This window comes from Undibacterium sp. Di26W (assembly GCF_049340265.1).
In the GTDB taxonomy this organism is placed as follows: domain Bacteria; phylum Pseudomonadota; class Gammaproteobacteria; order Burkholderiales; family Burkholderiaceae_D; genus Undibacterium.
This window is the reverse complement of sequence record NZ_JBMPOR010000023.1, coordinates 90,859-103,457: the sequence shown is the minus strand read 5'-3', so window position 1 is coordinate 103,457 and position 12,599 is coordinate 90,859. Positions and strand designations below refer to the sequence as shown.

The 12,599-nt window shown below is 50.2% G+C and carries 15 protein-coding genes; 8 read left to right on the top strand and 7 right to left on the bottom strand.

Annotation, left to right across the window (positions count from 1 at the left end; translation table 11 throughout):
• Window positions 1–30: 30 nt before the first annotated feature.
• The 3 genes from ACO0LM_RS22655 to ACO0LM_RS22645 are packed head-to-tail and all read left to right on the top strand — an operon-like array spanning window position 31 to window position 2,242.
• On the top strand, window positions 31–921 hold the full coding sequence (locus ACO0LM_RS22655; RefSeq protein ID WP_423040177.1) for a DUF692 domain-containing protein: 891 nt from the start codon (window positions 31–33) through the stop codon (window positions 919–921).
• On the top strand, window positions 918–1,724 hold the full coding sequence (locus tag ACO0LM_RS22650) for a putative DNA-binding domain-containing protein (RefSeq protein WP_423040175.1): 807 nt from the start codon (window positions 918–920) through the stop codon (window positions 1,722–1,724). The genes ACO0LM_RS22655 and ACO0LM_RS22650 overlap by 4 nt, the downstream gene beginning before the upstream one ends.
• A 56-nt stretch (window positions 1,725–1,780) precedes the next feature.
• A complete protein-coding gene (locus tag ACO0LM_RS22645) occupies window positions 1,781–2,242 on the top strand; it encodes a DoxX family protein (protein WP_423040173.1) in 462 nt (153 codons plus the stop codon).
• Between the two features lie 135 nt (window positions 2,243–2,377).
• On the opposite strand, the gene ACO0LM_RS22640 is transcribed toward ACO0LM_RS22645, so the two are convergent.
• The 4 genes from ACO0LM_RS22640 to ACO0LM_RS22625 all read right to left on the bottom strand — a co-directional run bounded on the left by ACO0LM_RS22640 (window position 2,378) and on the right by ACO0LM_RS22625 (window position 3,887).
• The gene (locus ACO0LM_RS22640) at window positions 2,378–2,620 is read right to left on the bottom strand and encodes a hypothetical protein (protein WP_423040171.1); all 243 of its coding nucleotides are present in this window, start codon (window positions 2,618–2,620) and stop codon (window positions 2,378–2,380) included.
• The gene (locus ACO0LM_RS22635) at window positions 2,620–2,880 is read right to left on the bottom strand and encodes a hypothetical protein (protein WP_423040169.1); all 261 of its coding nucleotides are present in this window, start codon (window positions 2,878–2,880) and stop codon (window positions 2,620–2,622) included. The genes ACO0LM_RS22640 and ACO0LM_RS22635 overlap by 1 nt, the downstream gene beginning before the upstream one ends.
• A gap of 67 nt (window positions 2,881–2,947) precedes the next feature.
• A complete protein-coding gene (locus tag ACO0LM_RS22630; RefSeq protein WP_423040167.1) occupies window positions 2,948–3,337 on the bottom strand; it encodes a hypothetical protein in 390 nt (129 codons plus the stop codon).
• A gap of 76 nt (window positions 3,338–3,413) precedes the next feature.
• Window positions 3,414–3,887 carry a DUF2716 domain-containing protein gene (locus ACO0LM_RS22625; RefSeq protein WP_423040165.1) on the bottom strand — a complete coding sequence of 158 codons (474 nt, stop codon included), beginning with the start codon at window positions 3,885–3,887 and terminating at the stop codon, window positions 3,414–3,416.
• Between the two features lie 1,003 nt (window positions 3,888–4,890).
• On the opposite strand from ACO0LM_RS22625, the gene ACO0LM_RS22620 reads away from it, so the two are divergent.
• The 5 genes from ACO0LM_RS22620 (at window position 4,891) to ACO0LM_RS22600 (ending at window position 10,027) form a co-directional block, all read left to right on the top strand.
• The gene (locus ACO0LM_RS22620; protein WP_423040161.1) at window positions 4,891–6,417 is read left to right on the top strand and encodes an alpha/beta hydrolase family protein; all 1,527 of its coding nucleotides are present in this window, start codon (window positions 4,891–4,893) and stop codon (window positions 6,415–6,417) included.
• Between the two features lie 14 nt (window positions 6,418–6,431).
• Window positions 6,432–7,103, top strand: a complete 672-nt coding sequence (locus ACO0LM_RS22615; protein ID WP_423040159.1) for an OmpW/AlkL family protein — start codon at window positions 6,432–6,434, stop codon at window positions 7,101–7,103.
• A gap of 227 nt (window positions 7,104–7,330) precedes the next feature.
• Window positions 7,331–7,939 (top strand): TetR/AcrR family transcriptional regulator, encoded by a 609-nt coding sequence (locus tag ACO0LM_RS22610; RefSeq protein ID WP_423040157.1) that lies wholly within the window; start codon window positions 7,331–7,333, stop codon window positions 7,937–7,939.
• A 121-nt stretch (window positions 7,940–8,060) separates the two neighbouring features.
• Window positions 8,061–8,870, top strand: a complete 810-nt coding sequence (locus ACO0LM_RS22605; RefSeq protein WP_423040155.1) for an oxidoreductase — start codon at window positions 8,061–8,063, stop codon at window positions 8,868–8,870.
• A gap of 155 nt (window positions 8,871–9,025) precedes the next feature.
• Complete coding sequence (locus ACO0LM_RS22600; RefSeq protein WP_423040216.1) at window positions 9,026–10,027, top strand: NADP-dependent oxidoreductase; 1,002 nt, start codon at window positions 9,026–9,028, stop codon at window positions 10,025–10,027.
• Window positions 10,028–10,108: 81 nt separating this feature from the next.
• Here the strand turns inward: ACO0LM_RS22600 and ACO0LM_RS22595 are convergent, their stop codons facing one another.
• From ACO0LM_RS22595 to ACO0LM_RS22585, 3 genes are read right to left on the bottom strand one after another with little or no spacing between them, the layout of a single operon-like run.
• The gene (locus tag ACO0LM_RS22595; RefSeq protein WP_423040153.1) at window positions 10,109–11,080 is read right to left on the bottom strand and encodes a diguanylate cyclase; all 972 of its coding nucleotides are present in this window, start codon (window positions 11,078–11,080) and stop codon (window positions 10,109–10,111) included.
• A 50-nt stretch (window positions 11,081–11,130) separates the two neighbouring features.
• Window positions 11,131–11,985, bottom strand: a complete 855-nt coding sequence (locus tag ACO0LM_RS22590; RefSeq protein WP_423040151.1) for an HDOD domain-containing protein — start codon at window positions 11,983–11,985, stop codon at window positions 11,131–11,133.
• On the bottom strand, window positions 11,982–12,302 hold the full coding sequence (locus ACO0LM_RS22585; protein ID WP_423040149.1) for a hypothetical protein: 321 nt from the start codon (window positions 12,300–12,302) through the stop codon (window positions 11,982–11,984). The genes ACO0LM_RS22590 and ACO0LM_RS22585 overlap by 4 nt, the downstream gene beginning before the upstream one ends.
• Window positions 12,303–12,599: the final 297 nt, after the last annotated feature.

Below are 12,599 nucleotides of genomic sequence, written 5' to 3'. Positions count from 1 at the left end.
ACTTGACGGCTGTTTTTTTGACGGGTTGGAATGATATTGACTGATACCGCCCGTTTACACGCCATGCCCACGCCCACCCTGCAAGGGGTGGGCGTGGGTTTACGTAGCCTGCACTATCGTGATTTTCTGAATGCGCCTGTGGATATTGACTGGCTGGAAGTGCATTCAGAAAATTATTTTGGTGACGGTGGCTATGATCTGCATGTGTTGCAGACATTGCGCCGTGATTATCCGCTCAGCCTGCACGGCGTCGGCATGGGCCTGGGATCAGCCCAGGGGTTTGCCGCAGCACATATGGATAAACTCAAACGCCTGGTCGAACGCACCGAGCCAGACCTGGTATCCGAACATCTATGCTGGGGCGCAATCGCTGGGCATCACCTGAATGATCTTTTGCCTTTGCCCTTGATGCAAAGCGCGCTCGATCTGGTATGCGAGCGTGTTGATCAGCTACAAATGCTGTTGCAGCGCCAGATACTTATAGAGAACGTATCGACCTATGTGCGCTTTGCGCGCGATGATATGTCCGAGGCTGAATTTTTAGCTGCACTGGTCAGCCGCACCGGTTGTGGCGTGCTGCTGGATATCAATAACCTGTATGTGAACCAATCCAATCACGGCGAGAGCGCGCTGGATGCTTTGCATGTCATGGCAGCATTGCCGCCCGGCGCGATCGGTGAAATTCATCTGGCGGGCCATTTGCAGACCGATATATGCCTGGTCGATGATCATGGTAGCCAGGTTGCCAGCCCGGTCTGGGATTTGTATGCGCACGCCTGTCAATTGCTGCCTGCCGATATCCCGGTATTGATAGAGTGGGATACGGCAATCCCTGCCTTGCCAGTATTGCTGGACGAGGCTGCCAAGGCCGGCGAAATCCGGCATCGGTATCATCATTCCATGAAATTTTCAGCATCATGAGTGCTTCTGCACTCGCCCAGATACAGCAGCAATTTGCTGCAGCCTTGTTGCAGCCCGAAGCTGCAACTGATGCCGCTGATGCTGGTGAGCTGTTTGCTGCGCATCCAGCGCAGGATGACCGCCTGGCTTTGTACCGTGGCAACCTGACTGCCATCTGGACCGCCGCCTTACGCAATGCCTATCCGGTATTGCATGCGCTGGTTGGCGAAGACTATTTTGCGCAAATGGCACGCAGCTTCGGGCGCAGCTTTCCTTCTGAATCCGGTGACCTGAATGATTTTGGCGCACGCTTGCCAGCGTTTTTGACGCAGACGCCAGATGCCGCCGATTACCCTTATTTTTCTGATGTGGCTGAGCTGGAATGGCAAATCCATCGCGCTTATTATGCCGCCGATGCAGATAGCATGAGCCTGCCAGCACTGGTGCAATTGGTTGGTGAGACCGGCCAGGATTTACAGCAAGCCAGATTTGAATTGCATCCGGCCTTTGGCCTGCATGCATCAGACTGGGCGACAGTCGCTATCTGGCTGGCGCATCAACCCGGAACACAGACAGGGTTTCCCAACAACATCCGGCACAGCAGTTATGGACTGATCTTGCGCACACAGTGGTCGGTAGAGCTGACAGAAATTCAGCAGCCAGCATACCTGGCCTTGCAGGCACTGCGGGCAGGTGCAAGCTTGTCTGAGGCATTGGAAGCAGCAGTTAATGCCGACTGTGATTTTGATATCAGCAGTAATGTACAAGCCTGGTTTCATGCAGGGTTGTTTACCAAAGTCAGATTTTCTGACGATAGTCTGTAAGGATACGGCTGCTGGTCTGACTAAGTTGCAGGAGTTAAAAAAACTGGAGAATCTCAATGTACATCCTGCAATACGTTCATACTTTAAGCCGCCGTTTTGACCAGAACCTGAATCTCTGGGCCGGCTCTGTTTTATGCCTGGCACTCAGAATTTATGTGGGCTGGCAATTCTTTAAAGCTGGCTTGGTCAAAGTCTCTGACTGGTCCGCCACGCTTTCCCTGTTCCGGGAAGAATACATGGTCCCCGTCATCCCGCCCGAACTCGCCGCCTGGATGGGGGCAGGGGGCGAGCTAGTCTTGCCTGTCCTGCTGGTCGTCGGCATCTTCACCCGCCCCACAGCACTTGCCCTGTTTGCCGTCAACGCCATGGCTGTGATTTCTTACCCTGCCTTATTCATGCTCGAATGTCCCGCCGCCATCAACGCCCATTTTTACTGGGGCATCTTGTTACTGGTACTGGTCAGTTTTGGCTCAGGTAAATTTTCTGTGGATGCTTGGTTGGCTAAACGGGGGGATTGAATTTTCTGGTGGGGTAGGCAAGTATGGATACCGCGCTGAGTTTGTGGGCGTGCCGGTCTGGCGTTGTACAGTGAGAAGCGTCATACGAGATTTTTATGCAGACCAAGGATTTGAGATTTGGATTAAAAACCACGTTTACCAGAATTTCCATCTTGGTTTTGTCGATGTCCATACGCCAGCCCATAGATCAAAATGATCGAGCTTTTCCAAGGCTCTCCTGATATTTTTTTCGCCAATGGCTTCAATGAGCTTCGCCGGAATGGAAATGCCCCAGCTTGTGCTGTCGATAGGAAAAATTTCGCATTCTGATGCGATGTCCCCAAGCGCAGACTCAATATCGCTAGCCACTTTGGCTTTTACAATGACCTGGATACCCATTATCGTTTGAACTCCACCGTACAAAGTGCAGCTAGTGCCTGGATAATTTCATCAATTGCCAAGCTCGATACCGACTGACCCCGGATATCATAAATGATACGACATGATTTCATGTGCGGAGGCAGGTGTGTAGCACCAAAAGCGATGCGTGCCTTGTTGTACTGCACACTTAAATTGATTGCGTCCTGGTTTTCAAGATTGTGGTTGGCAAAGAGCACATATTCGTTTTTTGCATGATTGATAAATTCAGGTGTGAACATACAAATTACCTTGGCCAGGTTAGGGGGACAGATGGTAAAAAAAGTATTTATTTAAATGCAGCCGACTCTAATGGTCATCTTCACTCATGTTTGAAAAGGCGGGCTCTCGCTCCAACAGTTCTTTGAAAAAATGCATACATGCATCGTCCTTCGTCATTTTTGCCCGGCCCAACAATTTTTCTTTTAACGTGTGCTGTTTTTCAAACAGTAATACCCATTCACGCTCTCCATTCTCACCTTCTGATGTACTTGTACTCCCCAGCAAGTAGGCTCTCCCTTTCCAGTCAACGTACGAATACCATCCCCAATCTTCTGCACCGGGTTCGCTGACTTCGACACCTGGCATAGCTTGTTCGCGCAACCATATAAGCAAGGATTCGCCATGAATCGGATTGATCGGATTTGGACGTTCCAACGTAACATCGAATTTGTTTGTGTTGAAGCGAATGGAGATCATTTTTGTGTCTAGTCAGGGCCAAGTTGTTTAGTGTTACAAGGGCAATGATATTGTAGCGGTCATTTTTTTTGAAATTTCATTCGACACTGTAGCAACCAGGGTTTCGGATGACTTTCTGAAAAATAGCAGGCTTGTGCTTAATGATGGCCTTGACGAAAGACTCACCAAAAATGCAAATGCTGTATTCCCAAGGATGTCCGAAAGTGCCGACGCTCATATCTTTTGAAAGCAAGATAGCATAGTCGCCATCTGGAAAACCCGGCATCCAGGAATCATTATTTTCATTAATTGTGATGGCATAGCATGTGTGCTGCCAATCAAGATAATAGACTTCTTTTGACGCATATCCACAGTCGAGAAAGGCTTGGAAAAGAGCATTTTCAAGTTCGTCGAGCAATGCGTCGTCGTAGTCATGTGCCAGCAAAAATGTAATTGAGTCTTTAGGTTCAGTTATCGCTGGAAACGGGCCCTTAACTGAAGGACGAAAAGAGAATGTTTTATCGAAATTATCCCAAACTTTGGCATACTCGTCATCGTCAAGTGCTCGCATATTTATAGTGTTTACTTGATTGAAAAAAACTGAACGGGTATGTAGATACGGCTACATACATATGGGGGATTGTGCTAGCTTTGCTTAAACATTCGTATGCCGTGCCTCGAAGTAATAACTGCCATCCACACTTTGCTAATTCTTCATCGTGGCATTTTCGACGATTTCTAGCCGGGCAATACCCAGAGCACAACGATGAATCCTGACATGCAAGCCTTCTCTCATTAGCCCGCCTTGATCTACAGTTGTGTTGTAGCCAGCGGTGATAATGTGGGATGAGTACGAGAAATGCGTATCTCCGACATCAAATGATTCTTCGTTTTTACCCCTTTCTTTTACGCCGGCAGTTCGCGGGGACGAATGGAAAAATGAAGGTAGAGATAATAAAGTCCTGTTGCGACTGCGATGAGCCCAGTGGCCGGAAACAGATAGGATTTATATCCCGCTTGTGTCACGTTAAAAATGACGATTGAATTCATTGTGATCCTGAAGTTGCGATTAATTTTTCCGTGCAATGTTTCATTGTATCAATACCTGTGCCAGCGGGTTAGTGTGCCCAGATACAATTCTGAAAAACCTAATGCCTTCGCAAGCTTTCTATGCTGCAACGCAAAAAATAAAATGCGTTCTTAAAATGAACTTTTATAGGCTCATGGCAGTCAGCATTCCTTCGTGTTTGTAAAGACAAACTCAACCATGATTCATTTCCGTGATGGTCCTGAGGGGGCATCGCATTTGATGAAATGAGTGAAATGATCTCTTGTTTTTCTCTCAACAGACATTAAAATTACGCCTTGTGTTGTATTTGGTACGCGTAGGCAGTTTTTGCACCAAATTCAATCAGAATTTTAAGAGTGTTTACTCTAGATATGAAATTTTCGCTATTCAGCAAATTGCGTAAATGACATACTACTCACTGAGTTTTAGAACGCTCGTTCCATTTTATTTTTGAACGTCGGTGGTTCTACTGACTTGTAAAAAAAATACTTAACAGGAGACAATAATGCGTCAAATCCATATAGCGCTGGGTCTGCTTTCGGCTGCCGTTCTTTCGGCTTGCGGTGGCGGTGGTAGTGCTGGTCCAACAATCGATACAACACCTGCGCGTGGTACGCTGGTTGCCAATCCCCCTGTCCTGGTGCCTATTCCTCAGGCGAGTGGCCCAGCATTGACCAAGCTTGATCCAGTGGTCTTCAAGGCTTCGCTGGATGCGGCAAAACCTGGTCTGACCCAGATCACCGGCGCACCGAAGTGCGAAATCAGTACTTACTATATGAAGTACACCACGGTTGGCGGCGCCAACGAAGCGACTGATGCGACTGGCGCCATCATGGTGCCGTCCGGCACGGATGCTGCCTGTACCGGCCCACGTCCAGTGTTGCTGTATGCGCATGGCACGACAGTAGAAAAGTCCTTCAATATGGCTAATCTGCGTGATAACTCGGAAGCTATCCTGCTGGCAGCCATGTATGCCGCGCAAGGCTTCATCGTGGTTGCGCCTAACTATGCCGGTTACGATACATCGGCATTGAGCTACCATCCTTACCTGAATGCCGAACAGCAAGCCAACGATATGGTGGATTCCCTGCGTGCTGCACGCAAGGCATTCGGTACTATCGGTGCGCAGGATTCTGGCAAGCTGGTCATCAGCGGCTATTCTCAAGGTGGCCACGTGGCGATGGCAACGCAGCGCGCGATGCAGACTACCTATGCGTCTGAATTCAAAGTAACTGCCCTGGCAGGTATGTCCGGCCCTTACGCCATGTCCCTGTTGGGTGACGCAACGTTTGCCGGTAGCCCGAATGCGGGTGGTACGGTGTTCATTCCTTTGATCACGACCAGTTGGCAAAAATCCTATGGCGGTTTGTATACCAACCCGAATGAAGTCTTCGAAGACAAATACGCAACCGGCATCGAAACTTTGTTGCCAGGCGCGCTGACCTTCAATGACCTGTTCACGACAGGCAAGTTGCCAGCGTATGCGATGTTTGCCAAGGATTCTTTGCCAGGCCCATCATCTGCTGCCTTTGCTGTGTTCTTCGGTGACGGTAACCTGGTGAAAACCAGCTATCGCAACACCTATCTGGCTGATGCGCAGAAAAATCCTTGCAACGTCAATCCTGCAGATCCTTTGAACTGTACGCCTGCCAATCCTTTCCGTAAGGCTGGTGTGAAGAATGACTTGCGTAACTATGTGCCTACCGTACCTGTCATGTTGTGTGGTGGTAACGGTGATCCTACCGTGTTCTTTGCCAGCACCCAGGCAACGGCAGGTTACTTCCAGGCCAAAGGTTTGCCAGCAGCAGCCTTGACAGTGTTGGACGTGGATTCGGCTCCAACCAGCGCAGCAGATCCGTTTGCTGCTGCCAAGGTCGGTTTTGGTCAAAGCAAAACGGCAGCCATCAATGCAGCCATTGCCGCCAAGCAGGACCCGGCCTCAGCGGTCGCCGCTGCTTACCATGGCACGTTGGTTCCACCGTTCTGCAACGCTGCAGCACGCGCCTTCTTCCAGCAAGTTTTGGCTAAATAAGAGGAGACGCCATCATGAAAAAAATACAAATCGCTATCGCCGTTGCGCTGGGCCTGGCTTCGGTCTCCGCCATGGCGTATGACAATACTGTCCGTGCCGGTATCATCAATGTGCAGGTGCATTCCGAATCTCCGGATTTCACCAGCAATGGCCCTGCTTTCCTGACGCCACAACCGGCAGGTCTGATTGTTAATAATGCAACCACAGTGGCGTTGGGCTATTCCCGCAGACTCACCGATCATTTCGATTTCGATTTTGTTGCAGGTATTCCACCTGAGCATGAAGTGGTCGGTCGTGGCACTTTGGCACCGTATGGTGTTATTTCCAAAGTCAAGCAGCGTGCGCCTACGTTTTTTATCAATTACAATTTTGGAGCGCCGACTGATACTTTGCGTCCTTTTGTTGGCCTTGGTTTGAACTACACGCAGTTCTTCGACGCGAAATCAACTGCAGTAGGTAATATTGCTACTGGTGGACCAACCAAGATTGATTTGAAGGATTCGATTGGTCTGGCGGGTCAGGTGGGTGCCAAATACCAATTCAATGACCGCTGGTCTGTAACGGCTACCATCGCGGCTGCTAAAGTCAAATCAGATATGACAGCGACGACAGGCAGTATTGAACGCAAAACAACAATCGACTTCCGTCCTGTCGTATATTGTGTGGCGCTAGGTTACAGCTTCTGATAACTTCAGTTGCATAGATTGATGAAAAGGGGCCCAGTTGATGCTGGAGCCCCTTTTTTTTAGAAATTTCCGTACCGGACAAGTTCGCTGTTAGCGAAAGTGGCACATGAATGTCACCAGTCCGTTTGTATTACCTGCACCTCACGCTGCTAATGCGTCATTGTATTTGTGAATTGAGGTCTGGGACTTTTTGGTGAACAATCCAGCACATTATTCTGAAATGATATATGATGATCGTCATGCAGAATAAATCGACAAAGTTAAAAGGCGGCAGCCGCAAAGAAATTACGCACGAACGTATTGTTGAAGTTGCAGCGCGTGCCATACGGCGTAGTGGTTATGCTGGCACCGGTGTCGCCGACATCATGAAGGAAGCCGGGTTGACGCACGGTGGCTTCTACAGCCATTTCGCTTCCCGCGAAGCGTTGTTGGCCGAGGCTGCGGATCGCGCTGGTGCCGAAGCGGTGGCTGTTTCGGCGCAGATTGCCGCTGCCGTACCGCCAGAGCAAGCCTTGCAGGCGCTGGTACAAGCGTACTTGTCGAAGGAACATGTCGATAGTATAGAGAATGGTTGTCCAGTAAGTGCTCTCGGCTCGGAGATGCCCCGGCAGGCGCCAGAGGTGCGGCGTGCAGCTACCCGTCGTATCAAGGAAATGATTGATGTCGTCGCACGTCAGTTGCCAGATTGGGGGCAACCAGGTGCGCATGAGCAGGCACTGATGGTGGTCGCCACCATGGTTGGCACGCTGCTGTTGGCGCGGGCGGTTGACGATGCCAGGTTATCAGAAAGTTTTCTCGACGCTGCGCGGGAAAAACTGGTTCCCGTAAATAGTTGATGTCGGTGGATGTTCGCCGGGTTTTGTTTGTTTTAAAATATGATGATCGTCATATTTTGTTGTAGAAATTAACGTATTACCACCCCCTTAAATACATAGTCCATACAGATTGGAGAACATAATGAACAACAAAGTAGCATTGGTTACCGGCGCTTCGCAGGGTATAGGTGAAGCGACTGCCAAACGACTGGCGAAAGCAGGTTACACCGTGTACGGTACCAGTCGGCGGGGTGCTTCAACTGGTGATCGGTCATTCAACATGTTGCAACTGGATGTGACCAGCGATGAATCGGTAACGGCAGCAGTCAATGAGGTGATACGCTTGAGTGGGCGGATTGATCTGCTGGTCAATAACGCTGGCATAGGCATCGCCCCTGCTGGCGCAGAAGAGGTCTCGATTTCACAAGCCCAGGCGATTTTTGACACGAATTTTTTTGGACTCTTGCGCGTGACACAGGCAGTTGTGCCGTATATGCGACATCAAGGGGCGGGACGCATCGTCAACATTGGCTCGGTACTCGGGTTTTTGCCCATGCCCTACGGTGCCCTGTACTCGGCGACCAAGCACGCGGTTGAAGGGTATTCGGAATCCCTTGACCATGAGCTGCGTACCAGGGGTATCCGTGTCAGTGTGGTCGAACCTGCTTACACCAAGACCCCGTTCGACGCGAATATGCTGGAAGCAGACACAAAGCTGGATGAATACCGTGAAGTCCGTGCGGTAGTGAATAAAAGGGTGAAAGAAGTGATGGCGACAGCAGAAGGGCCTGAAGTCGTGGCCGAGGTTGTGCTGAAGGCCGCAACCGCGCATCATCCCAAGTTACGTTACACCGCCGGTAGCCTGGCGAATCGCTTACGCTTGCTGCGCACCTATGCACCTGCGGGTCTGATGGATGCCGGGATACGTAAAGACCTGCGACTTGAAGCCTAGACTATATTTGTACTGCGCGTTCAAAGACAGCAGATGACGCAAACCGGAAATGAAATACCAAGCCTGCGGCAACCATACCTGGTGAGCAGATTTTTGCCGGCAAGCTATCACCCCGTTTTAACTAGAATGGAGTCAAAAATGGAGTCAAAATCATGATGAAAGCTTTTATTATCGATAGTTATGGAAAAAAAGCGGATGGCCGGATTGGCCCTATGCCAGTCCCGGAGATCAGGCCGAATGAAGTCTTGGTCCAGGTCCACGCTGCTGGCGTCAACCTGCTGGATTCCAAGATCAGGAATGGAGAGTTCAAGCTTATCCTGCCTTATCACTTGCCGCTGATTCTGGGTCATGATGTGGCCGGGGTGGTGGTAAAAGTAGGGCCTCAGGTACGACAATTCAAGCTTGGCGACGAAGTCTATGCGCGGCCAGATGACTTTCGCATTGGTGCTTTCGCAGAATTGATTGCCATCAAAGAAGACTCGCTGGCGATGAAACCGAAATCGTTGACGATGGAAGAAGCTGCCTCTATTCCGCTGGTAGGTTTGACGGTGTGGCAAGCGCTGATAGAGCTGGCCAATTTGAAGAAAGGGCAAAAGGTATTCATCCAGGCTGGTTCTGGTGGTGTCGGCACATTTGCGATTCAGTTAGCGAAGCATATGGGGGCAATCGTGGCTACCACCACCAGTACCGCAAATATTGAGCTGGTGAAGAGCCTGGGTGCAGATATCGTTATCGATTACAAGAAAGACGATTTCGAAAAAATCTTGCAAGACTACGATGTGGTTTTAAATAGCCAGGATGGAAAGACGCTCGAAAAGTCATTGCAAATACTTAAACCTGGTGGAAAACTCATTTCAATTTCTGGTCCCCCGGATGTTGATTTCGCAAAAAAAATCGGCGCTCCTTGGTTTGTGCAATTCATCATGCGCCTGCTGAGTTTTGGTGTCAGGAGAAAAGCCATGCGTCGACACATAGACTATTCTTTTCTGTTCATGCGAGCGCACGGAAGACAATTGCGCGAGATCACTACGCTTATCGATGCCGGGGCCATACGCCCGGTGGTAGACAAGATATTTCCATTCGAAGCAACTGGCGAAGCCATGGCCTATGTCGAAAAAGGACGGGCCAAAGGCAAGGTCGTTGTCAAGATTCTATAGGCGAAACCCAGCCTGTTTGGCTTCTTGATATGCGGGTAGATTTTGGCAGTAAAGGCAGGTGCCAGCCCGTGACAACCAAGTTTAACTGGCAACCTGGTTACGCCCAGCCGCCTTGGCACGGTAAAGTGCCACGTCGGCGGTACTGATGAGGGCATTGCTGTCCTGACCAGGGGTCAGTGTCGCCACCCCAAAAGAGCCGGTAATATGCGGCAGGATTTTTTGCCGGTCGCTAAAGATTTTGGTTTTGCCGAGGCGATTGCATAGTCGCTGGGCCACACCCATGGCCGCCTTATGGCTGGCACCCGGCAAGATCACAATCATTTCTTCGCCGCCGTAGCGGGCAGCAAAGTCACTGGGGCGCAGGCCCGCATTCAAGACTTTGGCGGCGGTCTGCAAGGCGTCGTCGCCCAGCAGGTGACCATAGTCGTCATTGAAGCGTTTGAAGTGATCCAGATCCACCATGATGATGCTGAGTGGCGCACCGGCAGCGTGGGCATATTCGATCATGCCCGGCAGTTGTGCGTTCAGCCAGGCGCGATTATGCAGGCCGGTAAGGCCATCGACCATGGAAAGCTGGCGATAAAATTCGCCTACTTTCTGACGGTTGCGTATCTGTGCATTGGCCGCCCGGATGCGGAAGGACAATAACTGCAACAGGTTGCGCGCAACACCGTTTGATTCATCGATGAGTTTCCACAGGGTTTCAGCTTCAATCAGCAATAATTCGCTGTCGCTGATGGCAGAGATAGTGGCGGAATGGATTTCTTCATCCAGCACCGATATCTCGCCCACGCATTCACCCGGCAGGTATTGAGTAATCGTGTTTTCCAGGTGATTGCTTTTTTCTGTCAGGCGGCTGACGCCGAGTGCGCCTTTCAGGACGATGAATAGTCTGGCACCTGAACTATTGGCATCGAGCACGATCTGGCCGGTGCGGGCCTTGACGACCTGGCAGTCCTTGACGATGTCGGCGATCAGTTTTCGGTTTTCTTCGTTAATGTCACGAAACAGGTGGATATCTTCTATGCGATAGTCCGTTGATCTGAAAAGCATCAAGTGTTCCAAAATTGTTTTATCCAGATACATGGGCCAAAAAGAAAAAGTCAGAGTACGATCTGATCCAAAGCATCGAAACGCATTTCAGTTTCACGAAATATGCTTATATAGTCAGCTTCACTAAGCCCTAGCGTATCCCAAGCGGCCTGTGACAGCAAGGGGAGTATGTCGTTTTCTTCCGCGGACAAGTCGAGCGCATGCACAATGGCATCGGCAACGTGCACCACCGATGCCAGCGCGTGCAGGTTTTCCTGTTCCGGATCGTGGTGGCCGCGTATGGCATCACTGACAGCTTCCGAAAAACGCCACTGATGCGCCAGTGCCAGGCCGGCAGCGACATGATCTATGTGCATGGTGTGTCGTTCTGCTTCGAGCAGGTAGCAATCATGTGCTGCCTTATAATGAAGTACCTGATTGTAATTGTCAGGATAACCGGTGACCAGCACCAGTTTGCCTATGTCGTGCAGCAAGCCAGCGGTAAACGCAAAATCATGCTTCATGTGCAATGCCCGTGAAATCAGCTCTGCACAGATGGCCGTCCCTATACTGTGGCGCCAGAAAGCACGAAAATCAAAGGCCGGACAATTAGCGGTCGGGAACTTGTCACTTAATATGGTCATTCGTATCAAGTTCTTAACATTTTTAACGCCCAGCATGGCTGTTGCCTGCTGCAGGGTGACCACTTTGGAATTATTCCCAAAATAGGATGAGTTGGCCATTCGCAGCAGCTTGGCGGTGACGGAATGGTCCATGGCCACTTTTTCAGTGATCATGTCCATGCTGCTGTCTTCATCTTCCAGGTTTTGCAGCATTTCCATGGCAACTGCCGGCAGGGTAGGCAAGTCCTTGATGTGTTTGACCACATCTTCCAGATGTACCTGATACTCGCTCGTGTCATTCATTGATAGTCACCATGGCGGTAATGGAAGACATAGGCTTTCAACAGGCTGGCTGGCCCATTGTCGGGGGCGTGGCGGAATAGTCGTTCCAGGCGTGCCAGCCTGATTTCGCGTTCCTGGGTTTCTTCCTGCTCTGAAACCGGGGCAGCAACGATGGATAGCTGATGTATGGCGTGGTGAGCGATGGAATGCAGCATATGATCCGTCAGCGTCACGCCGGCCGGCAGCAATACATGCCCTACCTTGTCGAGCAAGTCATCCGCCAGCACGGCACCGGCGGTGACTTTGGAAAGCGCTACATAATGTGTACGTTTATTCATATTAGCTGCCTATGTCAGTAAGATTCCAGCCAGGCTTACAGTGTAAGTAGTTGCAGTGTAATAAAAAATTGCGTATTTGAAAGTTTCTTTTTGAATAAAATGTCATGCTGTAACAGCAGGCCTGCGAATACGCACCTGTCACTCACCTATCACTCACTTATTATTGTATATACTACACCCGGCCTCGATACTGCGTCAGGCAACAGTCAGGCAATGCAATCAGCGGTCTGATTGATTTCGCAAGACCTGCCTGGCTATACTCCTTGGGGTAAACTCCTTTGTATATCCCTTGTATAA

What these genes read in the sequence shown, in the direction of transcription:
- ACO0LM_RS22655 (WP_423040177.1), top strand. Translation starts at nt 31, where the DNA reads ATGATATTGACTGATACCGCCCGTTTACACGCCATGCCCACGCCCACC.
- ACO0LM_RS22650 (WP_423040175.1), top strand. Translation starts at nt 918, where the DNA reads ATGAGTGCTTCTGCACTCGCCCAGATACAGCAGCAATTTGCTGCAGCC.
- ACO0LM_RS22645 (WP_423040173.1), top strand. Translation starts at nt 1,781, where the DNA reads ATGTACATCCTGCAATACGTTCATACTTTAAGCCGCCGTTTTGACCAG.
- ACO0LM_RS22640 (WP_423040171.1), bottom strand. Translation starts at nt 2,620, where the DNA reads ATGGGTATCCAGGTCATTGTAAAAGCCAAAGTGGCTAGCGATATTGAG.
- ACO0LM_RS22635 (WP_423040169.1), bottom strand. Translation starts at nt 2,880, where the DNA reads ATGTTCACACCTGAATTTATCAATCATGCAAAAAACGAATATGTGCTC.
- ACO0LM_RS22630 (WP_423040167.1), bottom strand. Translation starts at nt 3,337, where the DNA reads ATGATCTCCATTCGCTTCAACACAAACAAATTCGATGTTACGTTGGAA.
- ACO0LM_RS22625 (WP_423040165.1), bottom strand. Translation starts at nt 3,887, where the DNA reads ATGCGAGCACTTGACGATGACGAGTATGCCAAAGTTTGGGATAATTTC.
- ACO0LM_RS22620 (WP_423040161.1), top strand. Translation starts at nt 4,891, where the DNA reads ATGCGTCAAATCCATATAGCGCTGGGTCTGCTTTCGGCTGCCGTTCTT.
- ACO0LM_RS22615 (WP_423040159.1), top strand. Translation starts at nt 6,432, where the DNA reads ATGAAAAAAATACAAATCGCTATCGCCGTTGCGCTGGGCCTGGCTTCG.
- ACO0LM_RS22610 (WP_423040157.1), top strand. Translation starts at nt 7,331, where the DNA reads ATGATGATCGTCATGCAGAATAAATCGACAAAGTTAAAAGGCGGCAGC.
- ACO0LM_RS22605 (WP_423040155.1), top strand. Translation starts at nt 8,061, where the DNA reads ATGAACAACAAAGTAGCATTGGTTACCGGCGCTTCGCAGGGTATAGGT.
- ACO0LM_RS22600 (WP_423040216.1), top strand. Translation starts at nt 9,026, where the DNA reads ATGAAAGCTTTTATTATCGATAGTTATGGAAAAAAAGCGGATGGCCGG.
- ACO0LM_RS22595 (WP_423040153.1), bottom strand. Translation starts at nt 11,080, where the DNA reads ATGCTTTTCAGATCAACGGACTATCGCATAGAAGATATCCACCTGTTT.
- ACO0LM_RS22590 (WP_423040151.1), bottom strand. Translation starts at nt 11,985, where the DNA reads ATGAATGACACGAGCGAGTATCAGGTACATCTGGAAGATGTGGTCAAA.
- ACO0LM_RS22585 (WP_423040149.1), bottom strand. Translation starts at nt 12,302, where the DNA reads ATGAATAAACGTACACATTATGTAGCGCTTTCCAAAGTCACCGCCGGT.